Origin of the sequence: Streptomyces winkii (assembly GCF_032248595.1) — a bacterium.
GTDB classification, from domain to species: Bacteria; Actinomycetota; Actinomycetes; order Streptomycetales; family Streptomycetaceae; genus Streptomyces; species Streptomyces winkii.
The window spans coordinates 790,442-812,830 of sequence record NZ_JASTTH010000003.1; the positions used below are offsets into that span (position 1 = coordinate 790,442).

Consider the following 22,389-nt stretch of genomic DNA (forward strand, 5'->3'; position numbering starts at 1 on the left):
CCTGGCCGTTGCTAGCGGATCGGTGCTAGCGTGGAGGCGTGTCGAAGACTCAGCTGAACGTCCGCGTGGACGAGGCGACCGCACAGACCGCGCGCGAGCGCGCCCTGGAGCGGGGGGTGAGCATGAACCGCTACATCGAGGAGCTCGTCGAGCGGGACGCGGGCGAGGCGGGCCAGACGTTCGTTGAAGCGGCGTCGGACTTCATGAAGAGCTATGAGTCCGTCTTCGCGGAGGAATTCCCCGAACCCGGCCGGCGCGAGAGCGAGGGCCTTCCGCGTACGTGACTCTCCGCATCGACCTCGCCTGGCTTTTGATGGTGGCGGAGGCGAAGGCCCCGGGCGACCCCCGGGTCACCGACTACGGTGCCCTCGTCGCGGCCGTGAGCAGGCACGAAGCGACCATATTCGAGCGACCCGTCTACGCGGAACCGCACGACCGCGCCGCCGCGCTGCTGCAACTGCTGCTCCACGTCCCGGCGCTGGAGCGCGGCAATGCCCTCTTCGCGTCCGCCGTCGCCTACGGCTACCTCGTCGCGAGCGGCCTGTCGGTCAGCACCTCGCCGGAGAAGATCCGCGACCTGGCCTGGCTGGTCAAGGACGGCTCCGCGGGCGTGCGCGACATCGCCCTCGAACTGCGCGGCTGGACGCGCTGACACGGCGCCCCCTGCCAGCCGGGGCACTTTCCCGACCGGCCCGCGGAATCCGGGCGTTCAGGGCCGGCGCGCACTGCCCAGCACGTGGAACGAGGCCGGCAGCGCCGGCCCGTCCTCCGGCACGCGCAGCCGCCGGAACGACAGATCGGTGAAGCCCGCGGCCTCGATCTCCCCGACCGGGTCGCGGTACGTGTGGCAGCCCCCGAAGAGCAGCGGCCACACCGTGGCGTCCGCAGCGCGCTGGAACCGCCGCATGCCGGGCCGCCCCTCGGCGCGGCCGTGCTCGTAGAAGCGCAGCTCCCCGCCCGGCCGCAGCACCCGCCGCACCTCGCCCAGAGCCAGGGAGACATCCGGCAGCGAGCACAGCACCAGCGAGCAGACCGCCGCGTCGTACGACTCGTCCTCCGCGGGCAGTGCCTGCGCCGTGCCCGCCACCACATGCACCGGCACCCGTACGCGGTCGCTGCGGGACGCCTCGACGGCCGATGCGCGCAGACGCGGCTCGGGTTCTACGGCCGTGACCCCCGAGACGCCCTCGGGGTAGCGCGCGAAGTTGAGGCCGTTGCCCGCCCCGATCTCGATGACGCGGCCGGTGAGCCCGGCCAGCAGCTCCTGCCGGTGCGCCCGCACCCCGGCCCGCGCGTCGGCCGATTCGCTCAGCCGCTCGTAGAAGCGCGCGAACAACGGGTGACGGACAGAGGTCCTGCCTGGCGACTCCTCGTTCCGTGCGGGCATGGCCGTCTCCTCCGTCGACGCCTGCCGCGCCGGGTTGCGCGGCAGGATGCCTCCGATTCTGCCCGTCCGGCGGTCAGGGGAGGAGGAGGTGGGCGGGAGAGGCCCAGCGTCCCTCGTGGCTGCCGCACAGTGCGGGGTCGAGCCAACTCGGCGCCGCCGCACGGAAGTCGGCGGGTGCCATGCCGCCCGCCCCGGCGGGCAGCACGCCGAGCAGCCGGGCGCCGGCGGCCTCCGGCAGGTCGTCCATGTTGCAGCGCGTCGCCAGGTCGGGCTCCGCGGGGAAGCTGCCGATCACCACCCCGTGGGTGCGCAGGCCGCGGGAGCGAAGCGCCTCCGTCGTCAGCGCCGTGGCGTTGAGGGTGCCCAGACCGGCGGCGGCGACCACGACCACCCCGGCCTCCAGCAGCCGCGCCGTGTCGGCGAGCGTCGCGCCCGCCTCGTCGTACCGCACGAGCAGCCCGCCCGCTCCCTCGATGAGGACGACGTCGTGCCGTTCCGAGAGCCGCCGCGCCTCCCCGGCGATCTGGACCGGCCCGACGTACGGAAGACCGGCCCGCCGTGCGGCCGTCGCGGGCGCCAACGGCTCGGGATAGCGGGCGAGTTCGGCGACGGTGACCTCCCCGCCCGCGAGATGCCGCACGTGCTGGACGTCTCCTGGCTCGCCGGGGGCCAGACCCGTCTGCGCGGGCTTGAGCACCGCCACCGACAGCCCCCGCTCCAGAGCCGCCGCGGCCATCGCCGCCGTGGCGACGGTCTTGCCGACCTCCGTGCCCGTCCCGGTGACGACGGTGATTCCCCGCATGCCTCAGCCCTCCGCCGCCGCGGCGCGCATCGCCGCGCAGATCGCCGCCACGTCCTCGTCGCCCGTGACGTACGGAGGCATCGCGTAGACCATGTCGCGGAACGGACGCAGCCACACGCCGTGGCGCGCCGCCGCCCGCGTCGCCGCGGCGACGTCGACCTCGTGGTCCAGCTGGAGCACGCCGATCGCGCCCAGCACCCGGGCGTCCGTCACGCCCGGCGACTCCGTGGCACCGGCCAGCCCCCTGCGCAGCCCGTCCTCGATGCGGCGCACGTCGTCCTCCCAGCCCCCGGAGAGCAGCAGCCCGATCGAGGCGTCCGCGACGGCGACGGCCAGCGGATTGCCCATGAACGTCGGGCCGTGCGCCAGGACCGGCACCTCGCCCTGCGAGATCCCTTCGGCGACGTGCGGCGTGCACAGGGCCGCCGCGAGCGTGAGGTAGCCGCCCGTGAGCGCCTTGCCCACGCACATCACATCCGGTGTGACCCCGGCGTGCTCCGCCGCGAACAGGGCTCCCGTGCGGCCGAATCCGGTGGCGATCTCGTCGAGGACCAGCAGTACGCCGTGCTCGTCGCACGCCTCGCGCAGCGCCCGTACGTACGCGGGGGAGTGGAAGCGCATGCCGCCCGCTCCCTGCACCACGGGCTCCACGATCACCGCGGCCAGTTCGCCGGCGTGCGCGGCGACCGTCTCGTGCAGATGACGTACGTAACTCTCGTCCGGGGCGGTGTCGAAACCGCCGGGCGGCGCGTCCGCGAAGACCTGCCGCGGCAGCACGCCCGACCACAACTCGTGCATGCCGCCCTCCGGATCGCACACCGACATCGGCTGCCACGTGTCGCCGTGGTATCCGCCGCGCCACGTCATCAGCCGGCGCTTGGCACCCCGCCCCCGCGAACGCCAGTACTGGAGGCACATCTTGACCGCGACCTCGACCGAGACCGATCCGGAGTCCGCGAGGAAGACGTGCTCCAGACCCTGCGGGGTGATCTCCACGAGGCGCTTCGCGAGCCGCACCGCAGGCTCGTGCGTCAGCCCGCCGAACATCACATGGCTCATCCGCTCCAGCTGGGAGCGGGCGGCCTTGTTGAGCACCGGGTGGTTGTAGCCGTGCACGGCCGACCACCACGAGGACATCCCGTCCACGAGCTCCCGGTGCCCGCAGAACTCCTCGGCCAGACGCAGCCGCACCCCGGCCGCCGACTCGACGACCAGCGGCGCGCTGCGGCCGGGCATGGGCCCGTACGGATGCCATACGTGCCGCCGGTCCAGGTCGAGCAACTCGCCCGCGCTCAGCGGGTGTTCGGCGGCTCCCTCGGCGAGGGCGGCAGCGGCGGCGGTGCGGGCCATGGGCGATCCGGTCTCAGGCATTGGGGGGCAGCGCGGTGCCGGCTCCGCGCCGGCGCACGGCGACCAGGTCCCCGGCGCGGTTCCCGGCGCCTTCGCGGTGCTCGGGCAGGGTGGTGGTGTCGGTGCCCTCGACCACGAACCCGGCGTCCGCGATCATGTCGAGGTCCGCCTGGCCTGCCTGCCCCTCGCTGGTGAGGTAGTCGCCGAGGAAGATGGAGTTGGCCAGGTGCAGCGCGAGCGGCTGCATCGAGCGCAGGTGCACCTCGCGTCCGGCCGCGAGCCGCACCTCGGCGTCGGGATGCACGAAGCGCACCATCGCGAGAATCCGCAGCGCGCGCTGCGGCGTCAGGTTCCACTCGTCCGCGAGCGGCGTCCCCTCGAACGGGATGAGGAAGTTGACCGGCACCGAGTCCGGGTCCAGCTCGCGCAGCGCGAACACCACGTCCACCAGGTCCTCGTCGCTCTCGCCCATGCCCGCGATCAGCCCGGAACAGGCCGACAGGCCGGCGCCCTGCGCCTGGCGCACCGTCTCCTGCCGGTCGGAGAAGTCGTGCGTCGTGCAGATGTCGGCGTACGTCGCCTCGGACGTGTTGAGGTTGTGGTTGTACGCGTCGGCCCCGGCCTCCTGGAGCCGCGCCGCCTGGCCCTCGGACAGCAGCCCGAGGCACGCACAGACCTCGACGCTCTCGTGCTGGTCCTTGATGGCGGAGATCGTCTGCGAGACACGGTCGATGTCGCGGTCGGTCGGCCCGCGTCCGCTTGCCACCAGACAGACCCGCTTCGCACCGCCCTTGAGGCCGGCCTCGGCGGCCGAGGCGGCCTCGTCCGGCTTCAGCCACGTGTACTTGAGAATCTCGGCCTTCGAACCGAGCCGCTGCGAACAGTACGAGCAATCCTCAGGGCACAGGCCCGACTTGAGGTTGACGAGATAGTTGAGCTTCACCCTCCGGCCGAACCAGTGGCGCCGCACCTTCCCCGCGGCGGCCACGACATCGAGCAGTTCGTCGTCGGAGGTCTCCAAAACGGCGCGGGCCTCGTCGCGTTCCGGAAGTTCGCGTCGCAGGCCCTTGTCCACCAGTGTGTTCAGCAGGTCCATGACGGCGATCCTTGCCGATTTCCCCGCTCAAGGCCAAGGAGAGAACGCACAACACCGCCCGCGGAGGGTGTGTGTATCGCCACATCACAGGCCGCCCGGGCAGGGATTACGGTCTATGGACTGCCGACAAAAGCACGTGCCGGAGTTCCGGATGCGCGTTCCGGGACCCCGGTGCCGTCCGGTCGCCGCCCGCCGCGGACCGGACGGAATCCGAGGAGGACACCGCCATGCCCGATGAGCCAGAAGCCCCCGCCACCGGCTCGTCAGGCGCGTCCGGTGCCTCCGGGGAGCCTGCGCCGCCTGGGCCGCCCGTGCCGCCCCGCGACGCGTACGCCGACCCGTTCGCCTGGACCGGCGAGGCCCGGGCCGCGCGGGAACGGGCCGGGCTGGTGCGCGAGTTGCGGCCCCGCCCGGCCGGCTCCGTCGTGCTGGACCTCGCGGGCAACGACTACCTCGGGCTGGCCCGCCACCCTGAGGTCACGGAGGCCGCCGCCGGATCCGCCCGCCAATGGGGCGCGGGCTCGACGGGCTCGCGCCTCGTCACCGGCTCCACTGCCCTGCACGCCGAACTCGAGGCGGAGATCGCCGCGTTCTGCGGCTTCGAGGCGGCGCTCGTCTTCTCCTCGGGCTACGCGGCGAACCTCGCCGCCCTCACCGCTCTCACCGCGCGCGGCAGCCTCCTCGTCTCCGACGCCGGCAACCACGCGTCCCTCATCGACGGCTGCCGCCTCTCGCGGGCGGAGACCGCCGTCGTCCCGCACGCCGACCCCGACGCCGTTCGCAAGGTGCTGGACGGCCACGACGGCCGGGCGCTGGCCGTCACCGACTCCGTCTTCTCCGTCGACGGCGACGCGGCACCGCTGTCCGCCCTCGCCGCGATCTGCCGCTCGCACGGCGCGGCGCTCGTCGTCGACGACGCCCATGGCTTCGGAGTGGTCGGCGACGGCGGCCGGGGAGCCGTGCACGCCGCCGGTCTCGCAGGTTCCGCGGGCACGGTCGCGACCGTCACCCTTTCCAAGTCCCTCGGCAGCCAGGGCGGCGCGGTGCTCGGACCGGCTCACGTCATCGGCCATCTCGTCGACACCGCCCGCACGTTCATCTTCGATACGGGGCTCGCTCCCGCGGCGGCCGGGGCGGCGCTCGCCGCGCTGCGGATCCTGCGGCGTGAGCCGGAGCGCGCCGTGCGGGTGCGTCGCGCCGCCGCCACCCTGTACGAGCGGCTGAGCGCGGGCGGGCTGCACGCGGGCCGCCCCGACGCGGCGGTCATCTCCGTACGCGCGCCCACGCCCGAGGACGCCGTGCGCTGGGCCGCGGACTGCCGTGCCGCCGGAGTCCAAGTGGGCTGCTTCCGCCCGCCGTCGGTGCCGGACGGGGTCTCCCGGCTGCGTCTGACGGCGCGGGCCGATCTGAGCGACGCGCAACTGGAGTCGGCGGCCCGTACGGTCGTGCGGAGCGCACCGCCCGGCGCGCGCTGAACGGGCGGTGCGCCTCCCGCACCCATGACAACCCTCGTGCGACTGCGGCCTGTTCGGCCGGTCCGGGCCTCACCCCGTCCGCGGCCCGGCCGGCGGAAGCAGCACGTGCGAGGCGCGCCGCTCGCCGTCCAGCACCCGCAGCGCCGTCGCCAGCGTCGCGCTGTGCAGCTCGCTCTCGCCCCGCTCGTGCATGAGCGTCAGCGCGTCGCGCAGCGCGGTCGCCTTGACCACCAGCGCCTGTGCCGCCCGCACTCCGCTGTAAGTACGGTCGCCCCGCGCCGGGTTGATGCGCCCCAGCACGTCGAGCACCTCCAGATACGCGTCGACGACCTGGCCCTCGGCGCGCGTGAGCGCGGGCAGCGGCGGCAGTTCGGGTGGCAGCACGTCAGCCTCACCCCTGAGTGCGGGGGCGGCCGGCGCCGTCGGCCTTGCGGCCGGCCGTGAGCCGGTCGACCAGTCCGTACGCCACGGCGCTCTCGGCGTCGAAGATCTTCTCCCGCTCCAGATCGGCGCGGACGGTCTCCAGGGACTGCCCCGTGTGCCGCGCGTACATCTCCTCCAGCAGCTTCCGCGTGCGCAGCAGTTCGCTCGCCTGGATCGCCAGGTCGTCGGCCTGCCCCTGCACGGGCTCCGCGAACGCGGGCTGATGGATGACGATGCGCGCACCCGGAAGTGCCAGCCGCTTACCGGGAGTTCCGGCGGCCAGCAGCACCGACGCGGAGGAGGCCGCCTGCCCCAGGCACACGGTCTCGATGTCGCAGCTGACGTACCGCATCGTGTCGTAGACCGCGGACATCGCCGTGAACGAGCCCCCGGGGGAGTTGATGTAGAGCGAGATGTCCCGCTCGGGAGCCGCGCCCTCCAGATGGATGAGCTGGGCCATGACGTCGTTCGCGGCGGTGTCGTCGATCGGTGTGCCGAGGAAGATGATCCGCTCGTCCAGGAGCTTGGAGTACGGATCGAGCGTGCGGACGCCGCCGCTGGTGCGCTCGGTCAGCTCCGGCAGTACGTAGCGGGCTGACGGCCGGTCTGGCATCACGCCACCTCTCCCTCGGTAGGGGTCCCTACGTCAAAAATGTACAGGACGTACATGACGTTATGCTGGGAGCATGACGTACGAGATTCCGGTGACGCAAGCACGCGCGGCTCTCGCCGACCTCATCAACCGCGTGGTCTACGGCGGCGAACGCGTCGTGGTCACCCGCCACGGCAAGCCGCTGGTCGCGCTCGTATCGGCTGCTGACCTGGAGAGACTGGAGGAGCTGAACGGCGCCGCGGAGGAGGGCGTGATCAGTACGGTCTCCTCCGTGCGCGATGTCTCGTCCGCTCAAGGCGAACGTCAGCGCTTCGGCATCGCCGCGGAACACCGCGACCCGGCCGCCGGTAACAGGCGGCCGGGCCGGGGGAGTTGACCGGGGCGGGCGGTCCCGCCGCGGCTCAGTTCGGAGGGACGGCCTCCGGGGTCAGGAGCTCAGCTCCCACACCGCGTTGGCCATGGCGTCGCTGTTCAGGTCGAGCGCCTTCTCGTTGATGTTCGAGATGTCGTCGCACTCCGAGTGGTAGCAACTGTCGTACGGCTCGCCCGCCTTGCCGTCCCACTGCTTGGCCTGCTCCTCGGTCATCGTCTCGCCGGCGCCGGTGAAGGTGCCGCCGACGGTGACTCCGGCGTCCTTGAACGAGGCGTGGTCGCTTCGCCCGTTGACCTCGGGGGACGTCCCGGTCGTGACGTCCTTCGACTTGAACCAGTCCTTGAAGACCTTCGCCACGGCCTCGTCGTCGTCATAGACGAAGTAGCCCGCGTTCGGCGAGGCGATCATGTCGAAGTTGAGGTACGTGCCGATCTTCTTGACCTCGTCCTGGGAGAGGCTGTCGACGTATTTCTGCGAGCCGACCAGGCCTTCCTCCTCGGCACCCCACCACGCGAAGCGCAGATGCTTGCCGGGCTCCAACTTGGCCTCGGCGACGGCGAGTGCGACCTCCAGCACGCCGGCCGAGCCCGAGCCGTTGTCGTTGATGCCGGGGCCGTCGCCGACCGAGTCGAGGTGGGAGCCGACCATCACCGTGTCGTCGGCGGAGCCGCCCTTGTCCCAGTCGGCGATGAGGTTGTAACCGGTCTTGCCGCCCTGGTCGAACTCCTGGACCTTGGTCTTGAATCCGGCGCCGTCCAGCTTCTTCTTGATGAAGTCGATGGACGCCTTGAAGCCGGGCTCGCCGTGGGCGCGGTTGCCTCCGTTCTCCTCGGCGATCGACTGAAGCTCCTTCAGGTCCTTCTGGACGCTGTCCACGTTGATGTCGGGTGCGGCTGCGCGCTCGGGCTTGACCGCCTGAGCTGCACCGGCCCCGAGAAGAGAGGCCGCCAACGCGGTACTCGCGGAGGCGACCAGGAGAATACGACGCTTCTCTTTGCGGAACACAGGTACTCCGATGCTTGTGGGGGGATTCGAAGTTACTGCTGGGTCGTGCGTCCACATGAGAATCATCCGGGGGCAGGTGCGGCGTCAAGAGCGTTTACCGGACGGGGGGTTGCGGCATACGGAGAGTCGCGGCGGGGCCCGAGACGCACGCGACGCCGTACCGCAGCCCGACGTGCGGACGTACGCACATGCGAGGAGCCGTACGCCGCCCGTCCCTCCAACAGGCGGCGTACGGCCCGTACTCGGGGCCGAAGGCCCGGCGGTTCAGGCCGCGGGCACCCCGGCCGGCTGAGCCCGTACCGGCGTCTCCTCCTCGGCCGCGGGGCGGGACTGCCGCCGCAGTCCGCCGATCGTCACGAGCGTGAGCCCGGCCACGGCCCACACGGTGAGCACCAGCACGGGCGAGTCGACGGCCTGCCCGTCGAAGAAGCCGACGGAGCGCAGCAGCGTTCCGCCGGCGCCCGGCGGGAGCCACTGGCCGACCTCCCCGAGAGGCCGGGGCAGCATCTCCGGCGCGGAGGTGACACCCGAGAACGGATTGCCGAACAGCACCATGGTCATCGCCCCCAATCCGATGCCCGCCGGTCCCAGGAGCGTGCCGAGACCGGCCACACCCGCGCTCACCGCGAGGGAGATCAGTCCGAACGAGGCGGACTCCGCCCACCAGTCGCCGGTGAGCACGTCCAGCCAGCTGTGCGTGATCCCGGCCGCGACGGCGCCGACGAGTGCCGCCGCGCCCAGCAGCCCGGCGAAGGCACGGGTGCCGCGCAGCCCGAGCGTGACGACCATCGCGCCCGCCGCCACCCCGCCGATCGCCATCGGCAGCACGCTCGAACTCAGCGCGGCACCACGCGGATCCGCCTTGGGGGCGGGCACCACGTCGGCTGCCCCGGATGCGGCGCCGGGAGCCGTGCCAGGCGCCGTGCCGGACGGGGGGTGCCCGCTTGCCATCTGCTGGAGAGCCTGGGCGACCACCGGGCTCGCGGCGCTCGCCGTCAGCGCGCGGGGCCCCTTCGGGGTCGCGACGACCGCTCCGTAGATCTCCCGCCGCTCGATGGCGTCGCGGGCGGCGGCTTCGTCGCCGTACCGGTGGACCTCGAAGGCGTCCTCGTCGGCGCTGAGTTTCTGCTCGACGGCCGCGACGGCGGCGGGCGAACCCGCGACGCCGACGGGCAGGTCGCGGGGTGCCGTCCGTGCCGCGGGCCATGCGAAGGCCCACAAGGCGAGGCCGACGACCAACGGGGCGAGGAGAAGGACGGCGACGAGCGCGCGGAAGCGCGGACGGGGCGGGCGCTGGGGCGAGGAACCGGACATGCGGCGGCCCTCCTGATCTAAAGAGAAGGATCGTTCGTTTTAAGTGCGCACACACCGTCCCTCTTCGCCTCGCGGTTGTCAAGAATGAACGTTCGTTTTACTGTTTCACCATGGCCCGGGTATCCCAGGAGCACCTCGACGCTCGAAGACGGCAGATCCTCGACGGCGCCCGCCGCTGCTTCACGAGCAACGGCTTCCATGCCACGTCGATGCAGGACGTGCTCAGGGAGGCGGGCCTGTCCGCCGGGGCGGTCTACCGCTACTTCCGCAGCAAGGACGAGATCGTCGCCGCCGTCGCCGCCGAGACGCTGGAGAGCGTCCGCGAGTCGTACGCGGCCGTCGCCGCCGCCGACCCCCCGCCCACTCCGGACGTGCTCTTCGCGTCCGTACTCTCGCGGCTGCGCAAGTCGCTCGGGGACTCCGACGACCAGCGGGCACTGCCGCAGCTGCTGATGCAGGTGTGGGGCGAGACGCTGCGCAACCCGGACCTGGCACGGGTGCTGGCCGACGGCTACCAGGCGCTGAGCGGGCAGTGGGTGGAGCTCATCGAGGAGTACCAGGCGCGCGGCTGGGTGGACCGCGAGGCCGATCCCGACCATGTGGCGCGCACTCTCATCGGCACGGTCCAGGGCTACTTCGTGCAGCAGGCGCTCTTCGGCGGCATGGATCCGGACGGATTCCAGGAGGGCCTGCGGGCGCTGGTCACCATGACCGTGCCCGAGATGCGCGGTGGGGAGCATCCGGCGGAGTGACGCGGCCCCAACACCCCGTCGCCACAAGGGGCGTGAGGCACCCGGCACGGCCGAGGACGGAACGCGCGCGACGTGCGGCGATGCCACGGATGGCCCCGCTGGTGAGGCGTTCGCCCTCCCGCCCCGGTAGATTCACGACTTGGTAAAGATCGCCAACGCGCCCTGTCCCGTGCGCGCTGTGGACCGGAAGGATCGTCGGTGACTGTGATCGTCGATCACTGTCTGCCTCCAGCGGCCAGCCACCCCAAGGGGGAACACCCCACGTGAAGATACGCAACGCAAGCATCGCCGCCGTCGGAGCGGCGGCGCTCACAGCCGGTCTCATCGCCGCCCCCTCGGCGTTCGCGGACGGCCACCGCGGCCAGGCCCGGCCCGGCGGGGGAGCGGAGGCCCGCGGCGTGCAGGCCGCGGCGGCCCGCGCCGCCAAGGAGGGCGTGGACTGGAAGGACTGTCCCAAGGACTGGGGCATCGAGAAGCCCATCCAGTGCGGATTCGTCACCGTCCCCGTCGACTACGCCGATCCCAGCGGACGGACCATCAAGATCGCGGTCGACCGCGCCAAGAGCACCGGCGGAGAGAAGGACCGCCAGGGCTCGCTGGTCTACAACCCCGGCGGACCCGGCGGCTCCGGCATGTCCTTCCCCACGCGCGTCACCGACGACAACCCGCTGTGGATGAAGACGGCCAGGGCCTACGACTTCGTCGGCTTCGACCCCCGCGGCGTCGGCCACTCCTCGCCCATCTCCTGCATGGATCCCCAGGAGTTCGTGAAGGCGCCGAAGCCGGACCCGGTGCCCGACGACGAGGCGGACAAGAGCGCCCAGCGCAAGCTGGCCGCGGAGTACGCCGACGGCTGCAAGGAGCGCAGCGGCGACCTCCTTCCGCACATGACGACACCGAACACGGCTCGCGACCTGGACGTCATCCGCGCCGCACTCGGCGACAAGAAGCTGAACTACCTCGGGGTCTCCTACGGGACGTACATCGGCTCCGTCTACAGCACGCTCTTCCCCACGCACGTGCGCCGGATGATCGTGGACAGCGTCGTCAATCCCTCACGCGACCAGATCTGGTACAAGAACAACCTCGACCAGGACGTCGCCTTCCAGACGCGCTGGGAGGACTGGACGAAGTGGGTCGCCGAGCACGACGACACCTACGGCATCGGCGACACCGCCGCGAAGGTCGACGACCAGTGGAAGAAGCTGCGGGCCGAGGCGAAGAAGAAGCCCATCGGCGGTGTCGTCGGACCGGCCGAGCTGCTCGCGTTCTTCCAGAACGCCCCGTACTACGACCAGACTTGGGCCCAGGTCGCCAAGGCCTGGTCCGACTACGTCAAGGGTGACGAGAAGCCGCTCGTCAAGGCGGCCGGCCCCGACATGTCCGACAAGGCCGGCAACAAGGCCGCGGAGAACGGCAACGCCGTCTACACGGCCGTCGAGTGCACCGACGCCAAGTGGCCCACCAGCTGGGAGAAATGGGACCGGGACAACACCCGGCTGCACAAGAAGTACCCGTTCCTCACCTGGTCCAACGCGTGGCTGAACCTGCCCTGCGCGACCTGGCCGGTCAAGCAGCAGCAGCCGGTCGAGGTCGGCGCGGACAAGGGGCTGCCGCCCGTGCTGATCACGCAGTCCGAGCGGGACGCCGCGACCCCGTACGGCGGCGCCCTGGAGGTGCACAAGCGCCTCAAGGGATCGCGTCTGATCACCGAGCGGGACGCGGGCTCGCACGGCATCACCAACGTCCGGAACCCCTGCATCAACAAGCGCGTCGAGACGTACCTCCTGGAGGGCGACGCGGGGACGAAGGACGTGACCTGCGCTCCGCACTCCACGCCGGTGCCGCAGATCGTCTCCGGCCTGACGCAGCCGGAGACCAAGGCCAGCGCGGCCCGGCTGCACGCACCGCGCTGACCCGGGGAGCCGCAAGCGCCCGACGGGCGGGGGCCGGACGGAGGTTCGTCCGGCCCCCGCCCGTCGGCGGTTGTACGGCAACGGCACGGTCGTACGGGGCGGTCTGCGGCTGCCGCCGGCCCGGGCCTTCGCGCCCGGAACCGGGTCCGGCCCGGGCTCAGCTCTTCTTGCGCTCCTCGCTGCGCCCTCGGGCGCGTTCCTGTTGGCGCTCCTGCTCCTGCAAGGCCTTCGCCTCGGGTGCGTACATGTCGACGTACTCCTGGCCGGACAGCTGAAGGATCTCGTGGATGATCTCGTCCGTGATCGCTCGCAGCGCCGTGCGCTCGCCCTCCATTCCCGCGTACCGCGAGAAGTCCAGCGGCTGCCCGAAGCGGATGGTCACGCGGCCGAAGCGGGGCATCTTCCGCCCCGGCGGCTGGAGTTCGAACGTGCCGAGCATCGCGCACGGGATCACCTTCACCCCCGCCTGGAGCGCCATCGACGCGACGCCGACCCTCCCCTTGTACAGCCGCCCGTCGTGGGACCTCGTGCCCTCCGGGTAGATGCCGAGCAACTCGCCCTTGCGCAGGACGCCCAGGCCCTCGTCGATGGCGGCCTGTCCGGCGCCCTTGCCCGAGCGGTCCACCGGGATCTGGCCCACGCTGCGGAAGAACGCCGCCGTGAGGCGCCCCTTCAGACCGGGCCCCGTGAAGTACTCGGACTTGGCGAGGAACGTGATGCGCCGCCGCAGGATGGCGGGCATCAGGAAGTGGTCCGATACGGAGAGATGGTTGCCGGCCACGATGGCCGCCCCGTCGTCCGGAATGTTCTCCAGCCCCTCGATCCGCGGACGGAAGTACAGGCGCAACAGGGGCCCCAGCAATACGTACTTGAACAAGTTGTAGAACACGCTACGGCCTTCCCCCATGCGTTCCGGTGAGATCGCAGGGTAGCCCGCTGCGTGCCGGTGGGGGAGGGGGCCCACCGGAGACGGCATCAGTTCCGCCGCGAGGAGACCGCCCCCAGCGTGGCCAGACCCAGCACGACCCATGCGAACCAGAGCCACCCGCTGGCGCCCATGGTCACCGTGTAGGCCGTCACGACCACCAGCGCCGTCACCGTGCCGATGGTCAGAGCCTTCGCGGAGCCAGGCATGTCGGCACCTCCTCCCGGGCCCGGCCGGTGACGGGGATTCCCGTACAAAAGGACCGGGTCTGCCCCCATCGTCACTCGCGAGGGCGCGGTGGCGCCACTGCCCGGAGGTCAGCGCTGACGGGCGTGGAGTGAGGCCAGATAGGCGTTGTACGCGGCCAGCTCCTTGTCGCCGTCGCGGTCGGCCATCCTGTCCCGGCGCCGCGCCTCGCGCTCCTCCGAGCGGTGCCACTGGAAGACCAGCGCGAGAAGCACCAGCACCGACGGGATCTCGCTGAACGCCCAGGCGATGCCGCCCGCCATCGTCTGGTCCGACAGCGCCGTGACGCGCAGCGACGCCGACGGGTGCGCGTACGTGGCGATCATCGGCTCCGAGGCCATCATCAGCGCGATGCCGAAGAACGCGTGGAAGGGCATCCCCGCGAACAGCTCCAGCATCCGCATCAGATAACCGGGCCGGTGCGGGCCAGGATCGACGCCCATGATCGGCCAGAAGAAGACGAGCCCCACCAGCAGGAAGTGCACCATCATCGCGAGGTGGCCTGCCGTCGACCGCATCAGGAAGTCGAAGACCGGCGTGAAGTACAGCGCGTAAAGGCTCGCGATGAACAGCGGGATCGTGAAGCCGGGGTGCGTGAGGACGCGCAGTACGCGGCTGTGCAGCACCGCCACCAGCACCTCCCGGGGGCCCTTGCGGCCGCGGCCCGCCGAGGGGAGCGCACGCAGCGTCAGCGTCACCGGCGCCCCGAGCAGCAGCAGGATCGGCGCGAGCATGCTGATGATCATGTGCTGCACCATGTGGACGCTGAAGAGCACCATGCCGTACTCGTTGAGAGCCGTGCACATCGTCACGCCGACACTGAGCACCCCGAGCACCCACGCGACGGTCCGCGGCACCGGCCACGAGTCGCCGCGCCTGCGCAGCCGCACGACGGCAGCCGCGTACAACGCCAGCGCGAGAAGGCACCCCACCAGGAAGAACGGCTCACCGGTGAACTCCAGGCCGCGGCCGAGTGTGAACGGCGGCAGATCCATCGTCATGCCGTGGCCGCCGTGCCCGCCGTGGTCCATCCGCGCTCTCTCCTGACATGGGCGTTCTGCCCGACAAGCGTATTCCCCTCCGTATCGGCGGAGGCGGGGGGACCCCGGTTCGCGGGCCCTCAGAATGCGAAACCCCCGCCCCGCGATCTCGGCGGGACGGGGGAGAAGCGCGGCCGCGGTCAGGCGGGTTGCAGCGCCGCGGAGATGCGCTCCTTGCGCAGCGCCTCATACCAGCGGTCGTCGACCGAGGGCAGCGCGTTCACATCCAGCGCGAGCTTGATGAGGTGGTCCGCGATCTGCGGATTGCGCGCGAGAACCGGGCCGTGCATGTACGTACCGAACACGGTGTCGTTCCACGCTCCCTCGGTGCCGTCGCCTGTGCCGTTGCCCTTGCCCAGCCGCACGCGCGCCAGCGGTTTCGCTCCGGGCCCGACGCGGGTGACCCCCTGGTGGTTCTCGAAGCCCGTCAGCTCCGGCAGGCCCAACTCCGGGTCGATGTCGGCCAGTACGTCCCCGACGCAGCGATCGGCCTCGCCGCGGGTGCTGACCACGTCCAGCAGGCCGAGGCCCTCCTGCGGTTCGCCGAGGTCGTTGACGAACTCCCGGCCGATGATCTGGTAGCCGGCGCAGACGGAGAAGATGATGGCGCCGTTGTCGACGGCGCGCTTGAGGCCGCCGTCGCGCAGCAGCCGCTCGGCGGCGAGCCGCTGCGGCCGGTCCTCGCCGCCCCCGATCAGGTAGATGTCCCCCGAGGTGGGCACGTGCTGGTCGGAGCGGATGTCGGTGCGCTGCACCTTCAGCCCGCGCTGCTGCGCGCGCCGCTCCACCACCAGGGCGTTGCCCTGGTCGCCGTACGTACTGAGCAGGTCGGGGTAGACCCACACCACCCGCAGGCCCGTGTCACTCATGCTGCCAACTCCTTGAGCGGGTCGATGGGTTCAGTTGCCGACGACGCGGCGCAGATCCTGGAACGCCGTGTAGTTCGCGATCGCCTCGATGCGTCCGGGCGGGCACGCCGAGACCGCCTCCGCCGGGCTCTCGCAGACCTGGAAGTCGACGCCGGCGACCTCCAGACGCACGGCCAGGTCCAGCTTGCGGTCGCCGATCACGCAGATCGGGTGGCCGGCGAGACGGGAGTAGTCCACGTCCCACAGCCACGAGGTGTCGGTGCCGTCGGCACCGCGGGCGTTGACGGAGAGGATGACGGGGGCGGGCGGGGCGTCGATGAGGGAGAAGGTCTCCAGCCAGCCCGCGGGGTTCTTCGCCAGGAGCAGGCGCACCTCGCGACCCCGGTAGTCCACGACGTCGTAGCGGCCGGCGACGGCGGTCACCGAGTGCATCCGCTCCAGCGCCGTCTGCGGAGGAACGCCGAACGCCGCGGCGACGGCCGCGGACGTGGTGGCGTTGGCCTTGTTGGCGCGCCCGGGCAGCTGAAGCTTGATCGGCCAGGCCGAGCCGTGCGGGTCCAGCACCTCGTCGCCGGAGAGCGCCCAACTCGGCGTGGGGCGGCGGAAACCGCACTCGCCGCAGAACCAGTCGTCGTCCGGCCGCTGCATCACGCCGCCGCACGCGGGGCAGGACCAGGCGTCGTCCTTCCACTCCTGGCCCGCGGCCACCCACACCACGTTCGGCGCGGAGGAGGCGGCCCAGACGACGAGGGGGTCGTCCGCGTTGGCGACGACGACGGCCTTGGTGCCGGAGAGGCCCTCGCGCCAGCGCTCGGCGAGCATGCGGGTCTCGGCGGCGCGGTCGAGCTGGTCGCGGGAGAGGTTCAGCAGGGCGATCGCCTTGGGCGTCACATCGCGTGCGACAGCGTCGAGGTACTTCTCGTCCACCTCGATCACGCCGTACCGCGCGTCCGATCCGCCCGCCAGCGCCGAGGTGATCCCGGCGGGCATGTTCGCGCCGAGCGCGTTGGAGACGACGCCGCCGTTGGCGCGCAGCGCCTCGGCGATCAGGCGGGTGGTGGTGGTCTTGCCGTTGGTCGCGGAGACCAGGACCACATCCAGGTGATGGGCCAGGGAAGCCAGCAGGTCGGGATCGAGTCTGAGCGCGACCCTGCCGCCGATCACCGATCCGCTGCCGCGACCCGCCGCCCGCGATACCGCCGCCGCGGCCTTCCCCGCCGTCACGGCCAGCTTGGCCCGCGGAGACAGCGGCTCCTGGTTGCCTGCCATCGTCCTGCTCCTCCTTGCCCCTCGGTAGGGAGCAGCCTACCGAGGTCCGCCGCCGCGCCCGAACCGCCTCACCCGCCGGGCGCGCGCTGCACGCGCCCGCGGCGCCGTCCGTACGGAGCGGGACGCCGTAGGACGTACGGGCCGGGGGCGTCCTTCGCTCAGAGTCGCCCGGGAGAGCCGGGACGGTCCTCGGCCATCGCCAGCCCGCCCCACAGCAGGTCGGCGAGCTGGGTCACCAACTCGGCCCGCGTGCAAGGGCGTTCGCGCAGCCACCAGTCTCCGGCGGCGTACGCCATTCCGACGACGCCGTGTCCCCAGATGCGTGCCGTCTCGGTGCCGCCGGGCCCGAGGTCGAGCCGTTCCTCGATGACCTTTCCCAGCTCGTCTCCCAGGCGGCGCAGCAGGGGGGCCGAGTGCTGCCCGGCGTCGAAGCCCCGCTCGCTGCCGGAGCCGGCCTCGGAGGGGTGCATCAGGAAGCGGTAGACCTGCGGGCGGGCCTCGATGGCGGCGAGGTAGGTGTCCAGGGTGGCCTCGACCCGCCGGCGTCTCTCCGCGGGGGCGTCGAGTGCGGCGCGCAAAGCGCTGAGCAGGGCGTCGGTGTGGCGTACGGCCAGCGCGCGGTAGAGCCCGTCCTTGTCGCCGAAGTGCCGGTAGAGGATGGGTTTGGTGATTCCGGCCTCGGCGGCGATGGCGTTCATCGAGGCGCCGGGGCCGTCGCGGAGCACCACGCGGTCCGCGGCCTCCAGCAGCTCCTTGCGGCGGCGTTCCGCCCCGCTGCGCTGCTCGGCCGGCTGTGTGGTCTCCATGGCGCCTCCCCACCCGGTTCATCATCGCTACCCCTGCGAAACGTAACACCCGAGAAGGGCGGACGGCCGATGGCGACCGGGAGTTGACATTGATTACCGACCAGTAACAGACTTGCCATTACCATTGGTAACTCAGCTGCTGGAAGGACCGGTCATGGGCGACTCCGTATTCGCGCTCGATCTCAATGACGATCAGAAGGAGATCCGTGAGTGGATCCACGGTTTCGCCGCCGACGTGATCCGGCCGGCTGCCGCGGAATGGGACGAGCGTGAGGAGACTCCCTGGCCCGTCATCCAGGAAGCCGCGAAGATCGGGCTGTATTCGCTCGACTTCTACGCGCAGCAGTTCTTCGACCCCACGGGCCTCGGCATCGCGATGACGATGGAGGAGCTGTTCTGGGGCGACGCGGGGATCGCCCTGTCCATCGTGGGCACGGGCCTGGCGGCCGTCGGCGTACTGGCCAACGGCACCGAGGAGCAGATCGGCACCTGGGTCCCGCAGATGTACGGCTCGCCCGACGACGTGCAGGTCGCCGCCTTCTGCTCCTCCGAACCCGACGCCGGCTCCGACGTCGCGGCCATGCGCACCCGGGCCGTCTACGACGAGGCCAAGGACGAGTGGGTGCTCAACGGCACAAAGACCTGGGCCACCAACGGCGGCATCGCCAACATCCACGTCGTGGTCGCCGTCGTCGACCCGGAGCTGGGCTCCAAGGGGCATGCCTCCTTCATCGTCCCGCCGGGGACGCCCGGTCTCTCGCAGGGGCAGAAGTTCAAGAAGCACGGCATCCGCGCCTCCCACACCGCCGAGGTCGTCCTCGAGGACGTACGCGTTCCCGGCAGCTGCCTGCTGGGCGGCAAGGAGAAGCTGGACGAGCGCCTGGCCCGCGCGCGTGAGAGGGCCAAGCAGGGCGGGCGCGTGAAGAACGCGGCCATGGCCACCTTCGAGGCGTCCCGCCCGGCGGTGGGGGCGCAGGCGGTGGGCATCGCCCGCGCCGCGTACGAGGTCGCGCTCGACTACGCCAAGGACCGCGTGCAGTTCGGGCGTCCGATCATCGACAACCAGGGCATCGCCTTCCAGCTGGCCGACATGCGTACTCGCATCGACGCGGCCCGGCTGCTGGTGTGGCGGGCGTCGTGGATGGCCGCGGCGGGCAAGCCGTTCGACTCCGCCGAGGGCTCCATGTCGAAGCTGTACGCGGGCGAGACGGCGAAGACGGTCACCGCCCAGGCCATGCAGATCCTCGGGGGCAACGGCTTCACGCGCGAGTACCCCGTCGAGCGGATGCACCGCGACGCCGCCATCTACACGATCTTCGAGGGTACGAGCGAGATCCAGCGCCTGGTCATCGCCCGTACGGTCTCCGGGGCCGCCATCCGGTGAGGCGGTGCGCCGGGGGCGGCGCGCAAGCGGGGGTGCGAGAGTGGATTGCGCACCCATCGCCACACCGACCCGGAGGCGCAGACATGACCCTCACGCTCGGCGGCGGCCCGCTCGCGTCGCGGCCCCCGGAGACCGTCAACTACACGATCGAGGGCCCGGCGCACAGGCTGCTGTGGCATCCCTTCGTACGCCGCGTACGCGCGCTGCTGGGCAGCGAGACGGTGCTGGACTCCGAGAGCGCCAAGCTGCTGCACGAGAGCAATCTGCTGCCCCAGCTGTACGTGCCCTGGGACGATCTGCGGAAGGACCTGCTGGAGGAGAGCAGCCACCGCACGCACTGCCCGTTCAAGGGAGACGCGCACTACTGGAACGTGCGCGTCGGCGACCGCCTCGCCGAGAACGCCGTGTGGAGCTATCCCGAACCGATGGACGGCGCGGAGTGGCTCAAGGGGCACGCCGCTCTGTACTGGTCCGCCATGGACGCCTGGTTCGACGAGGACGAAGAGGTCGAGGGGCACGTGCGCGACCCGTACCACCGCGTCGACGTACGGCGCACGAGCCGTCATGTGGTCGTCAGGGCGGGGAGCACGGAGGTCGCGGAGAGCCGCCGCGCCTATCTGCTCTCCGAGACCGGGCTGCCCAACCGCTTCTACCTGCCACCGGAGGACGTCCGCACCGAGCAGCTGCGGCCCAGCGCCACCCACACCCACTGCCCCTACAAGGGCAGGGCCTCGTACCGGTCGCTGCATACCGCCGACGGCGTCATCCACGACGCGGCGTGGTGCTACGAGCAGCCGCTGGAGGCGGCGATGCGGGCCCGCGGGTACCTGTGCTTCCTCGCGGAGGGCATCGAGACAGTGGTGGACGGCACGCCTCTGGGGTGACTCGGCGGGGCGCGGGCGCGGAGACGGACGGACGGGCCCATGGGCGTACGGGCACCGCGTGCTTTTGCGAATCCGGCTCACGCGGCCGTCTCCCGGCCGACAATGCCGGAATGGGCAAGATCTACGAACGCATCGACGGACGACTGCGTGCCTTCATCGAGGAACAGCACGTCTTCTTCACCGCGACCGCGCCCCTGGCCGCCGACGGCCACGTCAACGTCTCCCCGAAGGGCCTGGCGGGGTCGTTCGTCGTCATCGACGAGACCACGGTCGGCTACCTCGACCTCGGCGGCAGCGGCGCCGAGACCATCGCCCATCTCCGCGAGAACGGCCGCATCACCCTGATGTGGTGCGCCTTCGGCGGGCCGCCCCGGATCGTGCGCGTCCACGGCACCGGGACGCCGGTCTTCCGGGACGACCCGCGCTGGAAGGAGCTCCTCCCGCACTTCGCGGAGAGCATGCGCCGGCGCACGGACCTGCGGGCCGTCATCACGGTCCGCGCGGAACGCATCAGCGACACCTGTGGTTTCGCCGTGCCGTTCATGGAGTACCAGGGAGACCGGACGCTGCACACGCAGCGCTTCCTCCGCGAGACCGACGAGTCGTTCGCCGCATACTGCGAGGCGAAGGAGCACGTCGGGGTCAGCCTCGACGGGCTCGCCGCGCTTCCCCTGCCTCTTCCGCCCCGTACAGCCTGAGCAGCGGCGCGCACCGCGCCGCCTGCGCAACGCCAACGCCCGCACCGTCCACCCCGATCCGGGCGGACCCGGCCCGGGTCCGCTCACTCCAGGAGCGTCACCATGAGCACCAGCGCACACATCGGCGTCACCGGCCTCGCCGTCATGGGCCGCAACCTCGCCCGTAACTTCGCCCGCAACGGATACACCGTCGCTCTTCACAACAGGACCGTCTCCCGCACGCGCGACCTCGTGCGCGACTTCTCCGACGAGGGGGATTTCATCGCCGCGGAGTCGGCGGAGGAGTTCGTCGCCGCGCTGGAGCGGCCGCGGCGGCTGGTGATCATGGTGAAGGCGGGCGGCCCGACGGACGCCGTCATCGAGGAGTTCGCGGCGCTGCTCGAACCGGGCGACGTCATCATCGACGGCGGCAACGCCCACTACGCCGACACCCGCCGCCGCGAGAAGGAACTGCGCGAGCGCGGCCTCCACTTCGTCGGCACCGGCATCTCGGGCGGTGAGGAGGGCGCGCTGCACGGGCCGAGCATCATGCCCGGCGGATCGAAGGACGCCTACGACTCGCTCCGTCCGATGCTGGAGAGCATCGCCGCCAAGGCCCCCGACGGCACCCCCTGCACCACGCACGTGGGCCCCGACGGCGCGGGCCACTTCGTGAAGATGGTGCACAACGGCATCGAGTACGCCGACATGCAGCTGATCGGCGAGGCCTACCACCTCCTGCGCGACGTCGCCGGATACACCCCCGCGCGCATCGCCGAGACGTTCCGCGAGTGGAACACCGGCCGCCTGGACTCCTACCTCATCGAGATCACCGCCGAGGTGCTGTCGCACACCGACGCCGCGACCGGCAGGCCCTTCGTCGACATCGTCGCCGACGAGGCCGAGCAGAAGGGCACCGGCCGCTGGACCGTGCAGACGGCACTCGACCTCGGAGTGCCGGTCTCCGGCATCGCCGAGGCCGTCTTCGCCCGCTCCCTGTCCGGGCACGCCGATCTGCGCTCCGCCAGCGCCGGGCTGCCGGGGCCCACGCCGGCCCCTCTCGGCCCGGAGGCCGGCGAGCGGTTCGCGGAGCAGGTCGAACAGGCCCTGTACGCCTCGAAGATCACCTCGTACGCGCAGGGCTGGAACATGATCCGCAGCGGCAGCCAGGAGTACGGGTGGCAGATCGACCCCGGCGCAGTGGCCGCCATCTGGCGTGCGGGCTGCATCATCCGGGCCGCCTTCCTCGACCGGATCCGCTCGGCGTTCGCGGCCCGGCCGGATCTGCCGACGCTGCTCGCCGACGACACCTTCTCCAAGGAGATCGGCGAGGCGCAGGCGGACTGGCGCACCGTCGTGGCCACGGCGGTCGCGCACGGCATCCCCGTACCGGGCTTCTCCGCGGCCCTCGCCTCGTACGACGCCCAGCGCAGCGCGCGTCTGCCGGCGTCGCTCACGCAGGCGCAGCGCGACTTCTTCGGGGCGCACACCTACCGGCGTACGGACCGTGACGGCTCCTTCCACACCCTCTGGGGCGGGGACCGCAGCGAGGTGTCGGCGGACTGACCGCGGCCTCGGGGACGGCGGACCCCGGGGGAGGTGCCCGGGGCCGGTGGCCGGGAGTGCCGTGCCGACAACCGGGCACCCGCAATGGGAACAAGGGATACGCCGCTACGTGAGACCGCTGGAGTTGTGATGGCGCAGCAGTCAGGCACGGCGATCGCGCCCGTCCGGGCGCGCGACCCGGTTCCGCCCAAGCCCACGCCTCCGCCCGGGCCGGGCG

The 22,389-nt window shown here is 71.6% G+C and carries 24 protein-coding genes; 10 read left to right on the plus strand and 14 right to left on the minus strand.

Annotated elements, in window-relative coordinates:
- Positions 1-38 precede the first annotated feature (38 nt).
- Entirely contained in the window at positions 39-284 is a 246-nt protein-coding gene (locus QQM67_RS11940; protein ID WP_314173675.1) for a toxin-antitoxin system HicB family antitoxin, read from the plus strand.
- Positions 281-652: a fic family toxin-antitoxin system, toxin component gene (locus tag QQM67_RS11945; protein ID WP_314173676.1), complete on the plus strand. Its 372-nt coding sequence runs from the start codon at positions 281-283 to the stop codon at positions 650-652. Before QQM67_RS11940 ends, QQM67_RS11945 begins: the two co-directional genes overlap by 4 nt.
- 57 nt (positions 653-709) lie before the next feature.
- Here QQM67_RS11945 and QQM67_RS11950 read toward each other — a convergent pair whose 3' ends face one another.
- From QQM67_RS11950 to bioB, 4 genes are all read right to left on the minus strand, one after another.
- Positions 710-1,387, minus strand: a complete 678-nt coding sequence (locus QQM67_RS11950) for a class I SAM-dependent methyltransferase (RefSeq protein WP_314173677.1) — start codon at positions 1,385-1,387, stop codon at positions 710-712.
- A gap of 73 nt (positions 1,388-1,460) precedes the next feature.
- The gene (gene bioD / locus QQM67_RS11955; protein WP_314173678.1) at positions 1,461-2,189 is read right to left on the minus strand and encodes a dethiobiotin synthase; all 729 of its coding nucleotides are present in this window, start codon (positions 2,187-2,189) and stop codon (positions 1,461-1,463) included.
- A 3-nt stretch (positions 2,190-2,192) separates the two neighbouring features.
- A complete protein-coding gene (locus QQM67_RS11960) occupies positions 2,193-3,539 on the minus strand; it encodes an adenosylmethionine--8-amino-7-oxononanoate transaminase (RefSeq protein ID WP_314173785.1) in 1,347 nt (448 codons plus the stop codon).
- Between the two features lie 13 nt (positions 3,540-3,552).
- A complete protein-coding gene (gene bioB / locus QQM67_RS11965) occupies positions 3,553-4,635 on the minus strand; it encodes a biotin synthase BioB (RefSeq protein WP_314173679.1) in 1,083 nt (360 codons plus the stop codon).
- A 227-nt stretch (positions 4,636-4,862) separates the two neighbouring features.
- Between bioB and QQM67_RS11970 the strand changes: the two genes are divergently transcribed.
- Positions 4,863-6,110 (plus strand): aminotransferase class I/II-fold pyridoxal phosphate-dependent enzyme, encoded by a 1,248-nt coding sequence (locus QQM67_RS11970; protein ID WP_399066293.1) that lies wholly within the window; start codon positions 4,863-4,865, stop codon positions 6,108-6,110.
- Between the two features lie 69 nt (positions 6,111-6,179).
- On the opposite strand, the gene QQM67_RS11975 is transcribed toward QQM67_RS11970, so the two are convergent.
- Positions 6,180-6,494 (minus strand): hypothetical protein, encoded by a 315-nt coding sequence (locus tag QQM67_RS11975; RefSeq protein WP_314173680.1) that lies wholly within the window; start codon positions 6,492-6,494, stop codon positions 6,180-6,182.
- Between the two features lie 7 nt (positions 6,495-6,501).
- Positions 6,502-7,146, minus strand: coding sequence for an ATP-dependent Clp protease proteolytic subunit (locus tag QQM67_RS11980; protein ID WP_314173681.1), 645 nt, complete (start codon positions 7,144-7,146; stop codon positions 6,502-6,504).
- A gap of 73 nt (positions 7,147-7,219) precedes the next feature.
- Between QQM67_RS11980 and QQM67_RS11985 the strand changes: the two genes are divergently transcribed.
- Positions 7,220-7,522, plus strand: coding sequence for a type II toxin-antitoxin system Phd/YefM family antitoxin (locus tag QQM67_RS11985; protein WP_314173682.1), 303 nt, complete (start codon positions 7,220-7,222; stop codon positions 7,520-7,522).
- Positions 7,523-7,573: 51 nt separating this feature from the next.
- Here QQM67_RS11985 and QQM67_RS11990 read toward each other — a convergent pair whose 3' ends face one another.
- Positions 7,574-8,470, minus strand: coding sequence for a M28 family metallopeptidase (locus QQM67_RS11990; RefSeq protein WP_314173683.1), 897 nt, complete (start codon positions 8,468-8,470; stop codon positions 7,574-7,576).
- 318 nt (positions 8,471-8,788) lie between these two features.
- The gene (locus QQM67_RS11995; RefSeq protein ID WP_314173684.1) at positions 8,789-9,838 is read right to left on the minus strand and encodes an ABC transporter permease; all 1,050 of its coding nucleotides are present in this window, start codon (positions 9,836-9,838) and stop codon (positions 8,789-8,791) included.
- Positions 9,839-9,948: 110 nt separating this feature from the next.
- Here QQM67_RS11995 and QQM67_RS12000 point away from each other — a divergent pair, with 110 nt between their 5' ends.
- Positions 9,949-10,590 (plus strand): TetR/AcrR family transcriptional regulator, encoded by a 642-nt coding sequence (locus tag QQM67_RS12000; protein WP_314173685.1) that lies wholly within the window; start codon positions 9,949-9,951, stop codon positions 10,588-10,590.
- A gap of 263 nt (positions 10,591-10,853) precedes the next feature.
- On the plus strand, positions 10,854-12,506 hold the full coding sequence (locus QQM67_RS12005; protein WP_314173686.1) for an alpha/beta hydrolase: 1,653 nt from the start codon (positions 10,854-10,856) through the stop codon (positions 12,504-12,506).
- A 157-nt stretch (positions 12,507-12,663) separates the two neighbouring features.
- Here QQM67_RS12005 and QQM67_RS12010 read toward each other — a convergent pair whose 3' ends face one another.
- The 6 genes from QQM67_RS12010 to QQM67_RS12035 all read right to left on the minus strand — a co-directional run bounded on the left by QQM67_RS12010 (position 12,664) and on the right by QQM67_RS12035 (position 17,661).
- Positions 12,664-13,395, minus strand: coding sequence for a lysophospholipid acyltransferase family protein (locus tag QQM67_RS12010; protein ID WP_314173687.1), 732 nt, complete (start codon positions 13,393-13,395; stop codon positions 12,664-12,666).
- An 86-nt stretch (positions 13,396-13,481) separates the two neighbouring features.
- Positions 13,482-13,640 (minus strand): hypothetical protein, encoded by a 159-nt coding sequence (locus QQM67_RS12015; RefSeq protein WP_314173688.1) that lies wholly within the window; start codon positions 13,638-13,640, stop codon positions 13,482-13,484.
- Between the two features lie 108 nt (positions 13,641-13,748).
- Positions 13,749-14,708, minus strand: coding sequence for a cytochrome c oxidase assembly protein (locus QQM67_RS12020; protein WP_314173689.1), 960 nt, complete (start codon positions 14,706-14,708; stop codon positions 13,749-13,751).
- A gap of 149 nt (positions 14,709-14,857) precedes the next feature.
- Positions 14,858-15,586: a type 1 glutamine amidotransferase gene (locus tag QQM67_RS12025; protein WP_314173690.1), complete on the minus strand. Its 729-nt coding sequence runs from the start codon at positions 15,584-15,586 to the stop codon at positions 14,858-14,860.
- Between the two features lie 30 nt (positions 15,587-15,616).
- Positions 15,617-16,855 (minus strand): MurT ligase domain-containing protein, encoded by a 1,239-nt coding sequence (locus QQM67_RS12030; RefSeq protein ID WP_314173691.1) that lies wholly within the window; start codon positions 16,853-16,855, stop codon positions 15,617-15,619.
- A gap of 158 nt (positions 16,856-17,013) precedes the next feature.
- Positions 17,014-17,661: a TetR family transcriptional regulator gene (locus QQM67_RS12035; RefSeq protein ID WP_314173692.1), complete on the minus strand. Its 648-nt coding sequence runs from the start codon at positions 17,659-17,661 to the stop codon at positions 17,014-17,016.
- Positions 17,662-17,815: 154 nt separating this feature from the next.
- Between QQM67_RS12035 and QQM67_RS12040 the strand changes: the two genes are divergently transcribed.
- The 4 genes from QQM67_RS12040 to gndA all read left to right on the plus strand — a co-directional run bounded on the left by QQM67_RS12040 (position 17,816) and on the right by gndA (position 22,172).
- On the plus strand, positions 17,816-19,045 hold the full coding sequence (locus QQM67_RS12040; RefSeq protein WP_314173693.1) for an acyl-CoA dehydrogenase family protein: 1,230 nt from the start codon (positions 17,816-17,818) through the stop codon (positions 19,043-19,045).
- An 83-nt stretch (positions 19,046-19,128) separates the two neighbouring features.
- A complete protein-coding gene (locus tag QQM67_RS12045) occupies positions 19,129-19,929 on the plus strand; it encodes a DUF427 domain-containing protein (RefSeq protein WP_314173694.1) in 801 nt (266 codons plus the stop codon).
- A gap of 110 nt (positions 19,930-20,039) precedes the next feature.
- The gene (locus QQM67_RS12050; RefSeq protein ID WP_314173695.1) at positions 20,040-20,627 is read left to right on the plus strand and encodes a pyridoxamine 5'-phosphate oxidase family protein; all 588 of its coding nucleotides are present in this window, start codon (positions 20,040-20,042) and stop codon (positions 20,625-20,627) included.
- Positions 20,628-20,729: 102 nt separating this feature from the next.
- Positions 20,730-22,172, plus strand: a complete 1,443-nt coding sequence (gndA, locus tag QQM67_RS12055) for an NADP-dependent phosphogluconate dehydrogenase (protein ID WP_314173696.1) — start codon at positions 20,730-20,732, stop codon at positions 22,170-22,172.
- Positions 22,173-22,389: the final 217 nt, after the last annotated feature.

Coding starts and splice junctions, on each gene's coding strand:
- QQM67_RS11985 (WP_314173682.1), top strand. CDS start 7,220: ATGACGTACGAGATTCCGGTGACGCAAGCACGCGCGGCTCTCGCCGAC.
- gndA (WP_314173696.1), top strand. CDS start 20,730: ATGAGCACCAGCGCACACATCGGCGTCACCGGCCTCGCCGTCATGGGC.
- QQM67_RS11950 (WP_314173677.1), bottom strand. CDS start 1,387: ATGCCCGCACGGAACGAGGAGTCGCCAGGCAGGACCTCTGTCCGTCAC.
- QQM67_RS12000 (WP_314173685.1), top strand. CDS start 9,949: ATGGCCCGGGTATCCCAGGAGCACCTCGACGCTCGAAGACGGCAGATC.
- QQM67_RS12040 (WP_314173693.1), top strand. CDS start 17,816: ATGGGCGACTCCGTATTCGCGCTCGATCTCAATGACGATCAGAAGGAG.
- QQM67_RS12045 (WP_314173694.1), top strand. CDS start 19,129: ATGACCCTCACGCTCGGCGGCGGCCCGCTCGCGTCGCGGCCCCCGGAG.
- QQM67_RS12020 (WP_314173689.1), bottom strand. CDS start 14,708: ATGGACCACGGCGGGCACGGCGGCCACGGCATGACGATGGATCTGCCG.
- QQM67_RS12025 (WP_314173690.1), bottom strand. CDS start 15,586: ATGAGTGACACGGGCCTGCGGGTGGTGTGGGTCTACCCCGACCTGCTC.
- QQM67_RS12030 (WP_314173691.1), bottom strand. CDS start 16,855: ATGGCAGGCAACCAGGAGCCGCTGTCTCCGCGGGCCAAGCTGGCCGTG.
- QQM67_RS12015 (WP_314173688.1), bottom strand. CDS start 13,640: ATGCCTGGCTCCGCGAAGGCTCTGACCATCGGCACGGTGACGGCGCTG.
- QQM67_RS11995 (WP_314173684.1), bottom strand. CDS start 9,838: ATGTCCGGTTCCTCGCCCCAGCGCCCGCCCCGTCCGCGCTTCCGCGCG.
- QQM67_RS11970 (WP_399066293.1), top strand. CDS start 4,863: ATGCCCGATGAGCCAGAAGCCCCCGCCACCGGCTCGTCAGGCGCGTCC.
- QQM67_RS12035 (WP_314173692.1), bottom strand. CDS start 17,661: ATGGAGACCACACAGCCGGCCGAGCAGCGCAGCGGGGCGGAACGCCGC.
- bioB (WP_314173679.1), bottom strand. CDS start 4,635: ATGGACCTGCTGAACACACTGGTGGACAAGGGCCTGCGACGCGAACTT.
- QQM67_RS12050 (WP_314173695.1), top strand. CDS start 20,040: ATGGGCAAGATCTACGAACGCATCGACGGACGACTGCGTGCCTTCATC.
- QQM67_RS11960 (WP_314173785.1), bottom strand. CDS start 3,539: ATGGCCCGCACCGCCGCCGCTGCCGCCCTCGCCGAGGGAGCCGCCGAA.
- QQM67_RS11980 (WP_314173681.1), bottom strand. CDS start 7,146: ATGCCAGACCGGCCGTCAGCCCGCTACGTACTGCCGGAGCTGACCGAG.
- bioD (WP_314173678.1), bottom strand. CDS start 2,189: ATGCGGGGAATCACCGTCGTCACCGGGACGGGCACGGAGGTCGGCAAG.